General features: G+C 62.6%; 12 protein-coding genes, 1 tRNA gene and 2 pseudogenes. 9 read left to right on the forward strand and 6 right to left on the reverse strand.

Annotated elements, in window-relative coordinates:
• The first annotated feature begins 3 nt into the window (after nt 1-3).
• Nucleotides 4-1,629, forward strand: a complete 1,626-nt coding sequence (locus ABMA59_RS12135; RefSeq protein ID WP_349005624.1) for a GMC family oxidoreductase — start codon at nt 4-6, stop codon at nt 1,627-1,629.
• Nucleotides 1,629-2,558, forward strand: a complete 930-nt coding sequence (gene fhmpcd1, locus ABMA59_RS12140) for a 5-formyl-3-hydroxy-2-methylpyridine 4-carboxylate 5-dehydrogenase (RefSeq protein WP_349005625.1) — start codon at nt 1,629-1,631, stop codon at nt 2,556-2,558. Before ABMA59_RS12135 ends, fhmpcd1 begins: the two co-directional genes overlap by 1 nt.
• 133 nt (nt 2,559-2,691) lie before the next feature.
• Here fhmpcd1 and ABMA59_RS12145 read toward each other — a convergent pair whose 3' ends face one another.
• Entirely contained in the window at nt 2,692-3,111 is a 420-nt protein-coding gene (locus ABMA59_RS12145; protein WP_349005626.1) for a hypothetical protein, read from the reverse strand.
• 100 nt (nt 3,112-3,211) lie between these two features.
• On the opposite strand from ABMA59_RS12145, the gene ABMA59_RS12150 reads away from it, so the two are divergent.
• The 7 genes from ABMA59_RS12150 (at nt 3,212) to pldH (ending at nt 10,746) form a co-directional block, all read left to right on the forward strand.
• Entirely contained in the window at nt 3,212-4,240 is a 1,029-nt protein-coding gene (locus ABMA59_RS12150) for a putative B6 ABC transporter substrate-binding protein (RefSeq protein WP_349005627.1), read from the forward strand.
• A gap of 66 nt (nt 4,241-4,306) precedes the next feature.
• Nucleotides 4,307-5,878 carry a putative B6 ABC transporter ATP-binding protein gene (locus ABMA59_RS12155; RefSeq protein WP_349005628.1) on the forward strand — a complete coding sequence of 524 codons (1,572 nt, stop codon included), beginning with the start codon at nt 4,307-4,309 and terminating at the stop codon, nt 5,876-5,878.
• Nucleotides 5,875-6,969: a putative B6 ABC transporter permease subunit 2 gene (locus ABMA59_RS12160; protein ID WP_349005629.1), complete on the forward strand. Its 1,095-nt coding sequence runs from the start codon at nt 5,875-5,877 to the stop codon at nt 6,967-6,969. The genes ABMA59_RS12155 and ABMA59_RS12160 overlap by 4 nt, the downstream gene beginning before the upstream one ends.
• Nucleotides 6,970-6,972: 3 nt before the next feature.
• Nucleotides 6,973-7,908 (forward strand): putative B6 ABC transporter permease subunit 1, encoded by a 936-nt coding sequence (locus ABMA59_RS12165; RefSeq protein ID WP_349005630.1) that lies wholly within the window; start codon nt 6,973-6,975, stop codon nt 7,906-7,908.
• A 50-nt stretch (nt 7,909-7,958) separates the two neighbouring features.
• Nucleotides 7,959-8,765 (forward strand): 4-pyridoxolactonase, encoded by an 807-nt coding sequence (gene pldA / locus ABMA59_RS12170; RefSeq protein ID WP_349005631.1) that lies wholly within the window; start codon nt 7,959-7,961, stop codon nt 8,763-8,765.
• Nucleotides 8,766-8,791: 26 nt separating this feature from the next.
• The gene (ppaT, locus tag ABMA59_RS12175; RefSeq protein WP_349005632.1) at nt 8,792-9,970 is read left to right on the forward strand and encodes a pyridoxamine--pyruvate transaminase; all 1,179 of its coding nucleotides are present in this window, start codon (nt 8,792-8,794) and stop codon (nt 9,968-9,970) included.
• 32 nt (nt 9,971-10,002) lie between these two features.
• The gene (pldH, locus tag ABMA59_RS12180; RefSeq protein ID WP_349005633.1) at nt 10,003-10,746 is read left to right on the forward strand and encodes a pyridoxal 4-dehydrogenase, SDR-type; all 744 of its coding nucleotides are present in this window, start codon (nt 10,003-10,005) and stop codon (nt 10,744-10,746) included.
• A 1,286-nt stretch (nt 10,747-12,032) separates the two neighbouring features.
• Here the strand turns inward: pldH and ABMA59_RS37195 are convergent.
• From ABMA59_RS37195 to ABMA59_RS12205, 5 genes and pseudogenes are all read right to left on the reverse strand, one after another.
• Nucleotides 12,033-12,146, reverse strand: a pseudogene (locus ABMA59_RS37195) (IS5/IS1182 family transposase); the annotation flags it as partial.
• A gap of 52 nt (nt 12,147-12,198) precedes the next feature.
• A pseudogene (locus tag ABMA59_RS37200) lies at nt 12,199-12,402 on the reverse strand (transposase); the annotation flags it as partial.
• A gap of 142 nt (nt 12,403-12,544) precedes the next feature.
• Nucleotides 12,545-12,619, reverse strand: a tRNA-Glu gene (locus ABMA59_RS12195).
• A gap of 149 nt (nt 12,620-12,768) precedes the next feature.
• Nucleotides 12,769-13,161, reverse strand: coding sequence for a VOC family protein (locus tag ABMA59_RS12200; protein ID WP_349005634.1), 393 nt, complete (start codon nt 13,159-13,161; stop codon nt 12,769-12,771).
• A gap of 17 nt (nt 13,162-13,178) precedes the next feature.
• Nucleotides 13,179-13,586, reverse strand: coding sequence for a fimbrial protein (locus ABMA59_RS12205; RefSeq protein ID WP_349005635.1), 408 nt, complete (start codon nt 13,584-13,586; stop codon nt 13,179-13,181).
• Between the last annotated feature and the right edge of the window lie 19 nt (nt 13,587-13,605).

A 13,605-nucleotide genomic window follows, 5' to 3' on the forward strand; every position in this document is an offset into this window, starting at 1 on the left:
GCCATGCCGAATGCGGAAAGCTACGATTACATCATCGTCGGGGCCGGATCGGCCGGATGCGTGCTTGCCAACCGCTTGAGCGCAGATCCCAAAACCTCGGTTCTGCTGCTCGAAGCCGGTGGCTGGGATCGTGATCCCATGATCCATATCCCGCTTGGGTGGGGCAAGATCCTGACCGAACGTCGCCACGACTGGATGTATTTCTGCGAGCCCGAGGAGAATGTCGGCGGTCGCAGGGTCGAGTGCGCTCGCGGCAAGGTCGTCGGCGGGTCGTCGTCGACCAACGCGATGGCGTATGTGCGCGGAAACCGTGGGGACTACGATCGCTGGGCGGCGAACGGCCTGATCGATTGGTCCTACGAGAAGGTCCTGCCGTATTTCAAGAAGCAGGAAAGGTGGGAAGGCGGCGAGAGCCGGTTCCGCGGCGGCAACGGTCCGCTCAACACGCAGTTCTGCCGCTACAAGGACGCATTGATCGAGGCCTTCGCGCAAGCCAGTGTGGAGGCGGGATACCCGCAGACTGACGACTACAATGCCGAGCGGCAGGAAGGTTTTGGCCGCCTGCAGATGACCATCGCAAATGGCCGGCGGGCTTCGACGGCGTCAGCTTATCTGCGCCCGGCATTGAAGCGCGCCAACCTCACCGTGCTGACGGGAGCGACGGCAAAGAAAATCACACTGAAAGGCGCACGCGCCACCGGCATCACGTTCGACCACAGCGGCGGCGAACGCACCGCTATTGCCCGCAAGGAAGTGTTGCTGGCCGGCGGGGTGATCAACACGCCGCAACTCATGATGCTATCGGGCATTGGCGCGCACGAGGAGCTTGCGGCGCACGGTATCGAGACGCGCATGAACCTTCCGGCGGTCGGCAAGAACCTGCAGGATCATGTCTCGGTTATCCTTATGTACCGGCGCAAGAATCCTGGCCCGTTCCTTCACAGGATGCGGGCGGACCGGATCGGCCTGGACTTTGTCAGGACCTACCTGACGGGAAAAGGTTTCTCCGGGGACGTCCCCGGCGGCGTCGTCGCTTTCCTGAGGAGCGCTCCAGACCGGCCGCTGCCCGATGTGCAACTGCTCTTCACCGCCGCACCGCTCGCCGCGTGGCCATACCTCAAGCCGTTCAAGCAGCCGTTCCCGGATGGTTTCGCCGCGCGGGTCGTGGCGACCCAGCCGGAAAGCCGCGGTTCCGTGAAACTGGCTTCGGCCGATCCCTTGGCCGCGCCATTGATCCACCAGAATTTCCTGTCTTCGCCGAAGGATTGGCAATCGTTGCGGGCCGGGTTCCGCGTCGCGCGAGACCTCGCCGCGCAACCCTCCATGCAGCCGTTCATCCAGGCCGAGTTTTTTCCTGGGCCAAAGTGCCAGAGCGACGACGAGATCGACGAGCACATCCGCAAGACCTCCATCACCGTGCACCACCCTGCAGGCACCTGCCGGATGGGAGCTGATGCTGCCTCAGTCGTTGATCCCGAACTGCGCGTTCGCGGCGTGGATGGCTTGAGGGTGGTGGACGCCTCCGTGATGCCGGATCTGGTTTGCGGCAACATCAACGCCGCGGTGATCATGATTGCCGAGAAAGCGTGCGATCTCATCGCAATGTCGAAGGTCAGGGAGGCAGCCTGATGATCCAGCGCATCGCTATCATTGGAATGGGCACGATGGGGCCGGGAATGGCCGCTCGGCTCGCCCGAGGCGGCCTGCAGGTGACGGCCTACGATCTTGCGCCGGCAGCACTGGAGCGTGCACAGGCGATGTTGAGCGTCGCCGAATCCGTTCTCCAGTCTCTTGGAATCGTTGCACCGGCAGCCGGCGGGGGAGCAGTACGCTTCACCAGTGACATTGCAGACGCGGTCTCGGGCGCCAATCTCGTCATAGAAAACGTTCCGGAGAACATTTCGGTAAAGGCCGAGGTCTACCGTAGGATCGACGGGCTGGTTGGATCCGACACGATTGTTGCGTCGGATACCTCAGGGATCCCGATTACGCAGTTGCAGGCGCACATCTCCAACCCGGAACGTTTCGTTGGGATGCACTGGTCGAACCCGCCGCACATCATTCCGATGATCGAGGTTATCGGCGGCGCGCAGACCGCCCCGGAGACGGTCCAGACTATCCGCGATCTGATCCGCTCGCTCGGTCTTCTGCCGGTGGTGGTGAAAAAGGACGTCCCCGGCTTCGTCGAGAACCGGGTGCTTTACGCACTGCTCCGCGAGGTGGTCGACCTTGTCGAGCGCGGTGTGATCGAACCCGAGGACATCGACACCTGCGTGTCCTGGGGCATCGGCTACAAGCTTGCTGTCGTCGGACCGATGGCGCTGCTCGATATGGCGGGACTCGACATCTACAATTCGGTCTCGAGCTTCCTGAACGCCGACCTGGCCGACCGGAAGGATGTTGCGCCGATGATCGGCGAGAAGATCGCTGCCGGTACGCTCGGCATCAAATCGGGTGTTGGGATTTACCCATACACGCCCGATCGCATCGCCGAGGTCCAGCGCGAGCGCGCCCGCAAGCTCGTAGCCATCCGTCGCATCCTCGAGGAGAAGGACTGACGTCATGGCGGCGATGGTAGGCAAACGCTCTGAGGCGACGTGCACGGCAGCCAGCACGGGGCACCCGGCCGGCAACGGCTGCGGCGACCCTGCTCGGTCGACGCCGATGCCAGGACGTGAGCAGCCGAGCCGCCTATCCGCAGCTCAGGCGTCCGTTCGCACCGCTGCATCTCACCGGCCGCTCGGCTGCCTGGGCCGAGGGCTCCAGCACGATTTGCGAGCGCGTGACATACGCACGGTCGGCAAACCCGCACCAGAGGCGCTCGACGGGCAGGTTTTCGCGTTTGTCGTTGAGCATGGAATATGTCCCGGTCTCGGGATCGAACCACAGATCGATCCTTATCTCGGCGCTGGGCGGCGCGGTCGCCAGCTCCACCGAGTACCAGTGAGCTATGTCGGCACTGCAGGCGATTGCCTCGCTGCTGGCATTGGTCAATTTCAGCGAGAGCGGCGACAGACCGTCGGTGCCGGTCCGTACGTCGACGTGATGGAGTTCGACAGCATGCGCAGCGGACCCGGAAATCAGGAGAGCAGAAACCAGATATCGTAGCATTTGCGTGAGCCTGTTTGTTTATGGCTTACAATAGACCTCGCGTAGAGCGCAATAAGAAAAAGAACAGTCGATCTTGTCTATAACAAATGGAGAGGCTTCAATGTTGAAACATCTTATGAGAAGTGCAAGCGCCGTGCTGCTCAGCACGGTTGTCCTGGGTGGCGCCTATGCGGCCGAGGTTAAATCCATCGCTATTCTCACGCCGGAGGAAGGCACGGACTACGGCTGGAACCAGCAGGGCGTCGACGCGGCCAAGGCCGCCGCTGCGGCGGCTGGCGTCGAGGTCATCGTCGCCCAAGGCCTCGGCTACGGCGACGTTCGCCCGACACTGCGGGAACTGGCCGGCGAGGGCGCGAGCCTGATGATCGCCCACGCTTCCGGCTACAACACCGCGGCGCCTGAGATCGCCAAGGAAACGAACGTGCCTGTGGCGATTGTCGATACGCCTACCGGTCTCCAGAAGGGCCTGGTCGCCGACTACACCCTGAGCGGCCATGAGGGCGCCTATCTCGCCGGCCGTCTGGCCGCCAAGATGTCACGGTCGAAGCAGGTCGGCATCGTCGTCTCGGGCGAACCACCCTCGTGGAACTCCCAGTCGGCCGCTTTCGCTCAGGGCGTCAAAGCCGAGAATCCGGACGTCAAGGTTTCCTACGCGGTGATCGGACCCGCCGCCTATAGCGACGCGGCGGGCGGCAAGCGCGTCACCGAAAGCCTGATCGCGGCTGGCGCGGACATCATCTTCGGCCAGGGTAACGGCTCGAGCTTCGGCATGCTGCAGGCGGTCGAAACCACCAAGGCCGGCGACGGTGGCAAGGTCTATTTCATCGACGTCATCGGCGACAAGACTCCGATCGACAAGGGCTTCCTGCTGTCGTCGGTTGTGTGGAACATCACTCCTGTCTACACCGCCATGATCGCGGATCTGAAGGACGATACTTACGGCACCAAGAGCTACGCGATCGGCCTCAAGGACGATTCCGTAAAGCTATTGAAGACGGCAGCTATCCCGGAAGACGTCTGGACCCAAATCCAGGCACTGCGTGAAGATGTCATCTCCGGCAAGATCAAGGTCGAGCCGGTATTCGATGCGGCCGCGGTGCGGGCGCTTATGACCAGCGTCAGCGAATAATCCATCAAGTCGGACCGGCGCGGCTGTCCGCGCCGGTCCGGAACATTGTGCTTATTCGGAAACCGCATGACCAGATATTCTCCATCGTCGACGGCCGAGTCGCACGAAATTGTCGTGCTCGATCGCGTGACCAAGCGTTTTCCGGGCATCGTCGCCAATGACGGCGTCGACCTCAGCATTCGCTCGGGCGAAGTTCATGTGCTGCTCGGCGAGAACGGCGCGGGCAAGTCGACGCTGATCGGCATGCTGTCGGGTTTGCAACAGCCGGACGAGGGCCGCATTCTGGTCGACGGCCAGCCCACGCCAATTACCTCGCCGCGCCATGCCCTGTCCCTCGGTATCGGCACGGTCTTCCAGCATATGATGCTGGTGCCCACCCTCACGGTCGCCGAGAACCTGCTGCTTGGCGGGCCATGGTGGCAGCGCCCAAAACTTCACCTGCTGGAAGAGCGTGTGGCCGAAATCACCAGATCGCTCAACATCACCGTCCGCCTGCATGCCAAGGTGTCCGAACTGTCGCTCGGCGAGCAGCAGCAGGTCGAGATCCTGCGCGCCATGGTGCGCAACAGCCGCCTGCTCATCCTCGACGAATCGACCTCGATGTTGACGCCGCAAGGCATTGAGGAACTGGGCGCGCTGATGCGCCGCCTCGTCGAACGGGGCCTGGCTATCGTCTTCATCACCCACAAGCTGCGCGAGGCGGCGGCCTTCGGTGACCGCATCTCGGTGCTCAAACTTGGCCGCAAGGTCGGCGAAATCACACCGGCCCGGCTGAGGTTCCTGGGGGAGAAGGCGGCCATCGCCGAAATCGTCGAAATGATGTTCGGCAAGCAGACCGGGGATCCGGACGCCAAACGCCATGCTGGAACATTCACCAGGCCGGACACAGCTCCGCTTCTTCGGGTGCGCGATCTCTCGGTGACATCAACGGCGAATTCGCCGGGTCTGACATCGGTTTCCTTCGACATTCGCCCAGGGGAAATACTCGGCATCGCCGGCATTGACGGCAACGGCCAGAAGCAGCTCGCCGAGGCGTTGTCGGGACAGCTTGCCAGCTCGGGCGGTTCGGTCAGCCTCGACGGCCGACCAATCGATCCGATGAACGTCGGCCAGCGCCGCGCGGCGGGCCTGCGCTATCTGACCGACGACCGGCTGGGCGAAGGCACGGTTGGCGCTTTCCCCGTCTCGATCAATTTTTTCCTCAAGCAGGTTGGCGAAGCGCCGTTCTGGCGTCGGGGCCTGGATCAGCGCGGCGAGATCGACCGCCGCGCTTCCGAACTGGTACGCGAATACGATGTCCGTACGCCGAGCCTGAAGACGCCGGTCGGCCGGCTCTCCGGCGGCAACATTCAAAAGGTGCTTCTGGCGCGCGAACTGGCCGACGGGGCCAAGGTGGTGATCTTCAACAAGCCGACCTACGGCCTTGACCTCGCCAACACGCTCGCAACCCGCCAGCGCATCCGCGACAGCGCGGCACGCGGCCTGGCAATCCTGCTGATTTCCACCGATCTCGAGGAACTCCTCAGCATGTGCGACCGCATCGCAGTCATAGCCAGTGGTCGTTTGGTAGGTGACGTACGCAACCAGGACGATGTTCGCACCACCGTCGGACGCATGATGGTCGGGGTGGCCGCATGAGCGTCGAGGCGACAGGACGCGCCGCGGCGACGGCCGTGGATTCCGGGCCACCGCGCGGCGGGAGCGGTTTCCTTCATCGACTGCTGATGACGCTGGGACCGATCCTTGCGGCCCTGATACTCGCCGGTGCCATCCTGCTTGCCGTGGGCGTCGATCCTCTCGCCTACTACGGCACCGTGTTGGAGCGCGGGCTGCTGTCGCCGCTCGGCATCCAACAGACGCTGACACGCATGGCACCGCTGTTATTCGTCGCTTCCGGGCTGATCGTCGCGTTCCGCGCCGGTATGTGGAATCTCGGCGGCGACGGCCAGTTCCTTCTCGGCGCCGTAACCGCAGCGGCCAGCGCGCCGCTGCTGATCACCGTGATGCCGGACTGGCTGGCGCTCGTCGTGGCTTTCCTGCTGGCCACCTCGGTCGCGATGATCTGGTCGCTCGTCCCCGCGCTGCTGCGTGCCTACCAGGGCGTCAATGAGATCATCACCACGCTGATGATGACCTTCCTGGGCACCTCACTCGCCAATGTTCTGGTCAAGCTCGTCTTCCTCGACCCGACGACGACCGTGCCGCAGACACGCACGCTACCGGTCGACGACCGCTTGCCGCGCCTGTTCGACACCACCGTAACCAGCGGGCTGCTCCTCGGCCTCGTTGCCATCATCGCCGTTCACCTGATGATGACGCGCACGGCCTTCGGCCTGAAGCTGCGCATCGTCGGCGCCAATCCGCGCGCCGCCATCCATGCGGGGCTTGGCGTCCCCAAACTCACGGTCGCCGTTTTCGCCCTTTCGGCGGGCCTGATAGGATTAGGCGGAGCCGTCGACATTCTGGGCGTGCAGGGCAATGTCCGCGCCGACTGGAACCCTGCCTACGGGTTGGCGGTCATTCCCGCGGTATTCCTCGCCCGCATGAACGGTTTTGCGGCAATCGGCTTCGTCTTCCTGCTTTCCGTTCTGTCGATCGGCGGCGAAAGTGCGGCGCGCCGCGTCGGCGTACCCAATACCTTCACGCTGGTGTTGGTCGCCATCGTGCTGATCATGCTGGCGCTCGCGGAGTATTTCGACCATCGCCACAATCAGTCAAGGAAGGCCTGAGCAATGACTGGCCTGTTCAGCGAAGTCTTCCTCGGCGCGCTGCTCTTCGGCGCCGTCACCGCGGCGATCCCGCTTCTGCTTGCCGGCCTCGGAGAGCAGATGTCGGAAAAAGCCGGCGTCCTCAACATCGGTATCGAGGGCATGATGATCTGCGGCGCCTATCTGGGCTTCGTCGGCGCCTTCTATTCCGGCTCGCTGTGGCTCGGTTTTCTCACTGGCCTGCTTGGCGGCATGGCGGTGGCGGTCGTCATGGCACTGCTCTGCGTCCGGCTTGGCCTGAACCAGATCGTTATCGGCATTGCGCTCACGCTCGGCCTTGAAGGGCTGACCGCGCTGCTGCACCATTTTCAGTTCTCACGCAGCTATCCACGCCTGCCTGCCGCCGACGCCACGGTCATTCCCATGCTGTCCGACATTCCGGTTCTTGGTCCGGCCCTTTTCAGGCACCACCTGCTCGTCTACCTGGCAGTCGCGCTGGTCGTCGTCATGAGCGTCATCTACCGCCGCACCCAACTGGGGCTGAACCTTCAAGCCGCGGGCGACAAGCCGGCGGCGCTCGACGTCGCCGGTGTCGATGTCATGCGCACCCGTACCATTGCCGTCCTGACCACCGGCGGGCTTGCCGGCCTCGGTGGCGCCTACCTGGCCAATGTCGGCGCCGGGCTGTTTATTCCATTCATCACCAATGGTGCCGGCTTCCTCGGCATCGTTCTTGCCATGATGGCGCGCGGACGGCCTGTCTGGGTGCTGTTCGGCGCGCTGCTGTTCGGCGTCTGCCTGTCGCTCACCACCGCTATGCAGGTTGCCGGCATCAACATTCCGACCGACGTCATTCAAATGCTGCCGTTCCTGGCGGTAATGATCATGCTGGTGTTGTTCGGACGGCGCGCCAGCCTGCCAGCGGCACTCGGCATTCCCTATGAGCGCGGCGCGCGATGACGCAGACCAATGGACGCGGCGAGTACCCGCGCAAAGAAGGAGGGTAAGACATGACGGATACCAAGGTCTATTTTCTCGACGGTGGCTCTCTCGTTCTCGACGGCTTCCACATCTACTGGAATCGCGGTCCCGGCGGCGAGGTGCGCTTCCCGAGCTATTCCGTTCTGATCGAACATGCCGAGGGCCGGTTCATGATCGACACCGGCTACGACTACGATCACGTCATGAAGGTCTTGCCCTTCGAGAAGCCGATCCAGAGCAAGGATCAGACGATGCCCGGCGCCCTCAAGCTGATCGGGCTGGAACCCAAGGACGTCGACGTCGTCTTCAACTCTCATTTCCACTTCGATCATTGCGGAGGCAACAAGTATTTTCCGGACGCGCGCAAGGTCTGCCACAGGCTGGAAGTGCCGCAGGCCTGCAACCCGGCACCCTTCGAGCACCTCGGCTACTCCGACCTCAGCTTCTCGGTAGAGGCGGCCGAAGCGCGTGGCGTAACCGACCAGTTGCTGAAGAATGCGACGCGCGCCAATACAACGTTCGAGGGTGTCGACGGCGACTTCGAGATCGCCAAGGGCGTCCACATGATCTATGCGCCCGGACATGCCGTCGGCAACTACGCGGTGATGATCGAACTGGCCAACCGGCGCCCGATGATGCTGGTGCTTGATGCCGCTTATACGCGCCGCAGCCTGGAGACGCTGTGTCAGGCTTCCTTCCACATCGACCCGGTGAAGGGCATCGAGTCGATGCGCAAAATCAAGAAGTACGCCGAAGACCATGACGCCGAGCTGTTCTTCTCTCACGACATGGAAAGTTTCCAGACTTATCAAACCGGCACTCGCTTCTACGGCTGAAGCAGGCACATCGCGGGAGACAGACCATGCGCTATTCCGACTCTGCCAAGCCGGTCATCACGCTCACCGCCGGTCCGGTGAACGCCTATCCCGAGGTCCTGCAAGCGCTGGGCCGAACGGTGCTCTACGATTACGACCCGGCCTTCCAGCTATTCTACGAGAACGTCGTGCTGAAGGCGAAGAAGGCGCTGCGGCTGTCCAACATGCCGCTGATCCTGCACGGCGAACCGGTCCTGGGGCTCGAGGCCGCCGCCGCCTCGCTGATCACTCCCGACGACGTCGTGCTAAACCTCGCCTCGGGCGTCTATGGCAAGGGTTTCGGTTACTGGGCCAAGCGCTATTCGCCGAACCTGCTCGAGATCGAGGTGCCCTTCAACGAGGCCATCGATCCGCAGTCGGTCGCCGACATGCTGAAGCTGCATCCTGAGATCACGATCGTCTCGGTCTGCCACCACGACACTCCTTCGGGCACCATCAATCCGATCAACGAGATCGGCGCGCTGGTGTCCGCGCATGGCGGCTACCTGATCGTCGACGCGGTCTCCTCCTTCGCCGGCATGGATACGCATCCCGACGACTGCAAGGCCGACATCTACGTCACAGGCCCTGGAAAATGCCTCGGCGCACCGCCCGCGCTGACCGTGATGGGTGTCAGCGATCGCGCCTGGGCGAAGATGAAGGCCAATCCGCTGGCACCGCGCGCCTCAATGCTTTCGATCGTCGACTGGGAGAACGCCTGGTCGAAGGACATGCCTTTTCCATTCACCCCGTCAGTCGCCGAAGTGAACGGACTCGATGCCGCGCTCGACCTCTATCTGACCGAGGGACCGGAAGCCGTATGGGCTCGCCACGCGCTGACGGCGAAGGCCATGCGCGCGGGGGTGAAGGCAATGGGGCTTTCCGTATGGGCTGCCACGGACAAGATCGCCTCGCCGACAACGACCGCGGTGCGCACACCCGACGGCGTCGACGAAAAGAAACTGCGCCAGGCTACGCGCGAGCGCTACGGCATTGCGCTGTCTTCCGGCCGCGGCGAGACGCTCGGAAAACTGACGCGGATCGGCCACATGGGACCGACTGCGCAGCCGATCTACGCCATCGTCGCGCTGACCGCGCTCGGCGGCGTCCTGAACGCAGAAGGCGGAAGCTATGAAATCGGCAAGGGCATCGAGGCGGCGCTCACCGTCATCGACGCCCATGCCTGACAGAAAACTCAAGAGACCATCGGAGCACTGCAATGATTGACCGTCTGGCAGGAAAGATCGCGCTCGTTACGGGCGCCGCACAAGGCATAGGCAAGGCAATTGCGGAGCGCCTTACCGCTGACGGCGCGACCGTTTTCGTTGCCGACATCAACGGCCAAGGCGCCAAGGCCGCGGCCGCCGCCATCGGCGGCAAGGCGCGGGCCGTCACCGCCGATATTTCGGATCCGAAATCGGTTGCGAGCATGTTCGACGAGATCGGTAAGGCAGGCGGTATCGACATTCTTGTCAACAATGCCTCGATCGTTCCCTTCATTGCCTGGGACGATGTCGACCTCGAACACTGGCGCAAGATCATCGACGTCAATCTGACCGGAACCTTCATCGTCACGCGCGCGGCCACCGACCAGATGCGCGCGGCTTCCAAGCCCGGCCGCGTCATCAGTATTTCTTCGAACACCTTTTTTGCGGGCACGCCCAACATGGCTGCCTATGTCGCCGCAAAGGGCGGCGTCATTGGCTTCACCAGGGCACTGGCAACGGAGCTGGGCAAATACGACATTACCGCCAACGCGGTGACCCCCGGCCTGATCGAAAGCGACGGCGTCAAGGCGAGCCCGCACAACGGCGCCTTCGACTTCGTCGGGATGCTTCAGGCATTGAAGGGCAAGGGCCAACCCGAACACATTGCCGACGTCGTGTCGTTCCTTTCGTCCGACGATGCGCGCTGGATCACTGGTCAGACGATCAACGTGGATGCAGGCATGGTTCGGTATTGATCTTGGTATCTGAACCGCCCCCGTTTCGACCGCACGTTCGGCACAAGCAGAAGGGCCCATGCACAGGCTTCAGAATAGGCTTATGTCTGCACAGTATCAGCTTATCGAGGTGATGACGGGCATTGCACGTTGGAGGAATTGGTCGACGGAGGCGGAGCTTCGTCACCGACGAGAGTTTCGAGTTGGGGCAGGGGTGTTATCGGTCGCCCTGCGAACCAGCGTGGCGCCCAATCTGTTCTTGGTAATGCGCTCGGCGCCCAAACGTCGACAAAGTGGAGAATGTTGGATTTCAGTTCCTTTCCCTTCGCCACTGCCCTCAGCTAAGACATTCTCCCCGCCGAATGGGAGCGGCTGAAATAGCGTAGAATTCCGACTTATTTGAAGAAAGCTGTGAACCAGACGAGCAGGCGCAACCGGTGATTTCGCTCTCTCTCTTCGCGAAAAATCTCCGGAGTTGGAGACTGGCAAATTTAGTACCCAGGTTCGAGATTAACGAATTCAAGGCCTTAACGACTGTCCGGAGCCGCGGCAGTCTGACTTACCCCCGGGGGTGGCGGGAGTGTCTGAAAATCGAAATTTTGCCTTCATGCGTGCTCCTGCTGCAGGAGCGCCTGTGCCCGCCCATGGCCTTGCGAATCCCATAACGGTTGCGGCCGCGTTGTGCCCCCAAATCGGACGCTGGAACCATACTACCCGAATCCTGATAGTGAACATCGTCGTAGATAAAGCATTCTGCGAGGCGCTCTTGCACGCGACGCCGAAAGTGGGCGTCCCAAAAGCACGTAGCCCACAACACTCCAACCTCTGAATCTGCCATGAGTTTTTGCTGGCAGCCGTATTCCTTCATGTGGCAGGTGCGTTGTTCCAGCATTTCATCGGCCGATCGGACGTGCTGATGAAGATGCTCAGACCGGAGGCTGACGAGGCAACCGCCTCAAGAGCGCCATCCTCACGGAGTTGAGCGCCGGACCCTGCGAGACTACTGCGGCGCCGGGGCGGCCATCCTCCGGCGACACGGCCGGTGCGATATCTGTCTGCGATGGCGGCGCGCCGTCCGAGACCGCATCGTTGCTGGCCGGCGGTGCCGCTTTGGTGGTCGCGGCAGCCGTCACCCGGTCTGTGGCGATCGGCTCCGGCGTCACCGCTCCGTCGCTCGACGCCAAGCGCCACACCGTATTGCCGGCATCATCGGCGATCAGCAGGGCGCCGGTGGCGTCGATGGCGAGCCCGACGGGTCGGCCGCTCACCTTGTCATTTTCGAGAAAACCGGTGACCACGTCCTGCGTCGCTCGCGGACAGTTGCCGCGCTGGCCGGCGATCAGGATGCACCGCAGCGGGCAGCCGAGGCCGCGTACAGCCATGTGGATCTTGGCGCTGTGACCGCCGCGGGAGTGGCCAAGGTGGACTTCGCCGCTACAATGCGACACAAAATTGCTTGTGGCTTCAGCGATTGAAGTGGCGGAAAAGGCTGTTCCAATCCGAAAACCTCGGAAAAATCGCACCAGGGCGAACCGGTCCGGATGATCCACACTACGGCCTCAAGAAACACGCGTTTGTCGCCGCCCGAGAAACGCGGGTCCCTTCTTCGCCGATGACGTGCGGCGAAATCCGCTCTGACTGATCGTCACTAAGCATCAAACGGTCCAGAACACCCAACGCTGCTAAAAGTCAGCCTTGAATCAAACAAAGCGTTCTCGAGAGTCCCAAGAAGTGCGCCTGTGTGCGTTCACGGGCATGGGTGTATAGTAGACAAATAGTGGATAAAATGGCGGAGTGTCACGCAAGCCATTGAAATCACTGGTACGCCCAAGGGGAATCGAACCCCTGTTTGCGCCGTGAGAGGGCGCCGTCCTAACCGCTAGACGATGGGCGCGTGACCAGTTGCCCGTATCTATGCCGGGCTTTGGCAAAATGCAACCGGGTTTCGAGCGGATCTGCGGATACGGCTGGAAGCGTCGGCGTCATTGTTCGGTCCCTCTTGCGCGAAGGACCTTTCGGCATTTCGCGCGGGCCGAAACGCGGTCACCGCTTAGGCTCGATCAGGTCCCAGAGATTGCCGTAGAGGTCGGCGAAGACCGCGACCGTGCCGTAGGCCTCGCCGCGCGGCGGCTCACGAAAATCGACGCCCGCGGCAAGCATCGCCGCGTGGTCGCGGGAAAAATTATCTGTTTCGAGGAAGAGGAAGACGCGGCCGCCGGTCTGGTCGCCGATGCGGCCGCGTTGCGCTTCGTCGCTCGCTTGTGCCAGCAGCAGGCGCATGCCGCCAATCTCCGGTCCGACTGTCACCCAGCGCTTGCCGCCGCCGAGGTCGATATCCTCGAACAGGATGAAGCCGAGTTTTTGGGTGTACCAGGCGATCGCCTCGTCATAGTCGGCGACGACCAGCGCGACGGTGGCGATTTTCCTCTGTGACATCGGACGCCTGGAAGCGCTCATTTCGCCGTGACCGCGAAGCGTCCGACGATGCGGCGTTCGGCGAGGTCGTAGAGATAGATGGCATGCGAGCCATCGGAAAGTTCGAGATCAAGCGACAGACGGCTGCCAGACAGCGACTGCGAGACGATGTGGGCGCCGGGGGGCAGCGTGATTTCGCCTTCCAGAACAGCACCGGCAGGCACCGGAACCACGCTGGCGGGAACGGGAATGTCGGAGGCCGGCGCTCCGGCAACCGCGGGCGCCTCGCTGCGGGTCTTGTAGACAATCGCCGCCGCCACGGCCATAAGGGCGACGAGCAGAAGCCCGAGATTGATCGCGACGAAGCGGACGAGCTTCTTGCGCACCTTTTCGACCGCCGGGTCGAGCGGCTTTTCTGCCTCGTCGTCGAATGTGGGCCTGATCATGCGGTTTTCCGAGCCTTCT

Origin of the sequence: Mesorhizobium yinganensis, from assembly GCF_040081985.1 — a bacterium.
Classification (GTDB): Bacteria; Pseudomonadota; Alphaproteobacteria; order Rhizobiales; family Rhizobiaceae; genus Kumtagia; species Kumtagia yinganensis.

Bases quoted from the DNA above. Each gene is read 5' to 3' on its own strand.
- ABMA59_RS12135 (WP_349005624.1), top strand. From the start codon at position 4: ATGCCGAATGCGGAAAGCTACGATTACATCATCGTCGGGGCCGGATCG.
- fhmpcd1 (WP_349005625.1), top strand. From the start codon at position 1,629: ATGATCCAGCGCATCGCTATCATTGGAATGGGCACGATGGGGCCGGGA.
- ABMA59_RS12145 (WP_349005626.1), bottom strand. From the start codon at position 3,111: ATGCTACGATATCTGGTTTCTGCTCTCCTGATTTCCGGGTCCGCTGCG.
- ABMA59_RS12150 (WP_349005627.1), top strand. From the start codon at position 3,212: ATGTTGAAACATCTTATGAGAAGTGCAAGCGCCGTGCTGCTCAGCACG.
- ABMA59_RS12155 (WP_349005628.1), top strand. From the start codon at position 4,307: ATGACCAGATATTCTCCATCGTCGACGGCCGAGTCGCACGAAATTGTC.
- ABMA59_RS12160 (WP_349005629.1), top strand. From the start codon at position 5,875: ATGAGCGTCGAGGCGACAGGACGCGCCGCGGCGACGGCCGTGGATTCC.
- ABMA59_RS12165 (WP_349005630.1), top strand. From the start codon at position 6,973: ATGACTGGCCTGTTCAGCGAAGTCTTCCTCGGCGCGCTGCTCTTCGGC.
- pldA (WP_349005631.1), top strand. From the start codon at position 7,959: ATGACGGATACCAAGGTCTATTTTCTCGACGGTGGCTCTCTCGTTCTC.
- ppaT (WP_349005632.1), top strand. From the start codon at position 8,792: ATGCGCTATTCCGACTCTGCCAAGCCGGTCATCACGCTCACCGCCGGT.
- pldH (WP_349005633.1), top strand. From the start codon at position 10,003: ATGATTGACCGTCTGGCAGGAAAGATCGCGCTCGTTACGGGCGCCGCA.
- ABMA59_RS12200 (WP_349005634.1), bottom strand. From the start codon at position 13,161: ATGTCACAGAGGAAAATCGCCACCGTCGCGCTGGTCGTCGCCGACTAT.
- ABMA59_RS12205 (WP_349005635.1), bottom strand. From the start codon at position 13,586: ATGATCAGGCCCACATTCGACGACGAGGCAGAAAAGCCGCTCGACCCG.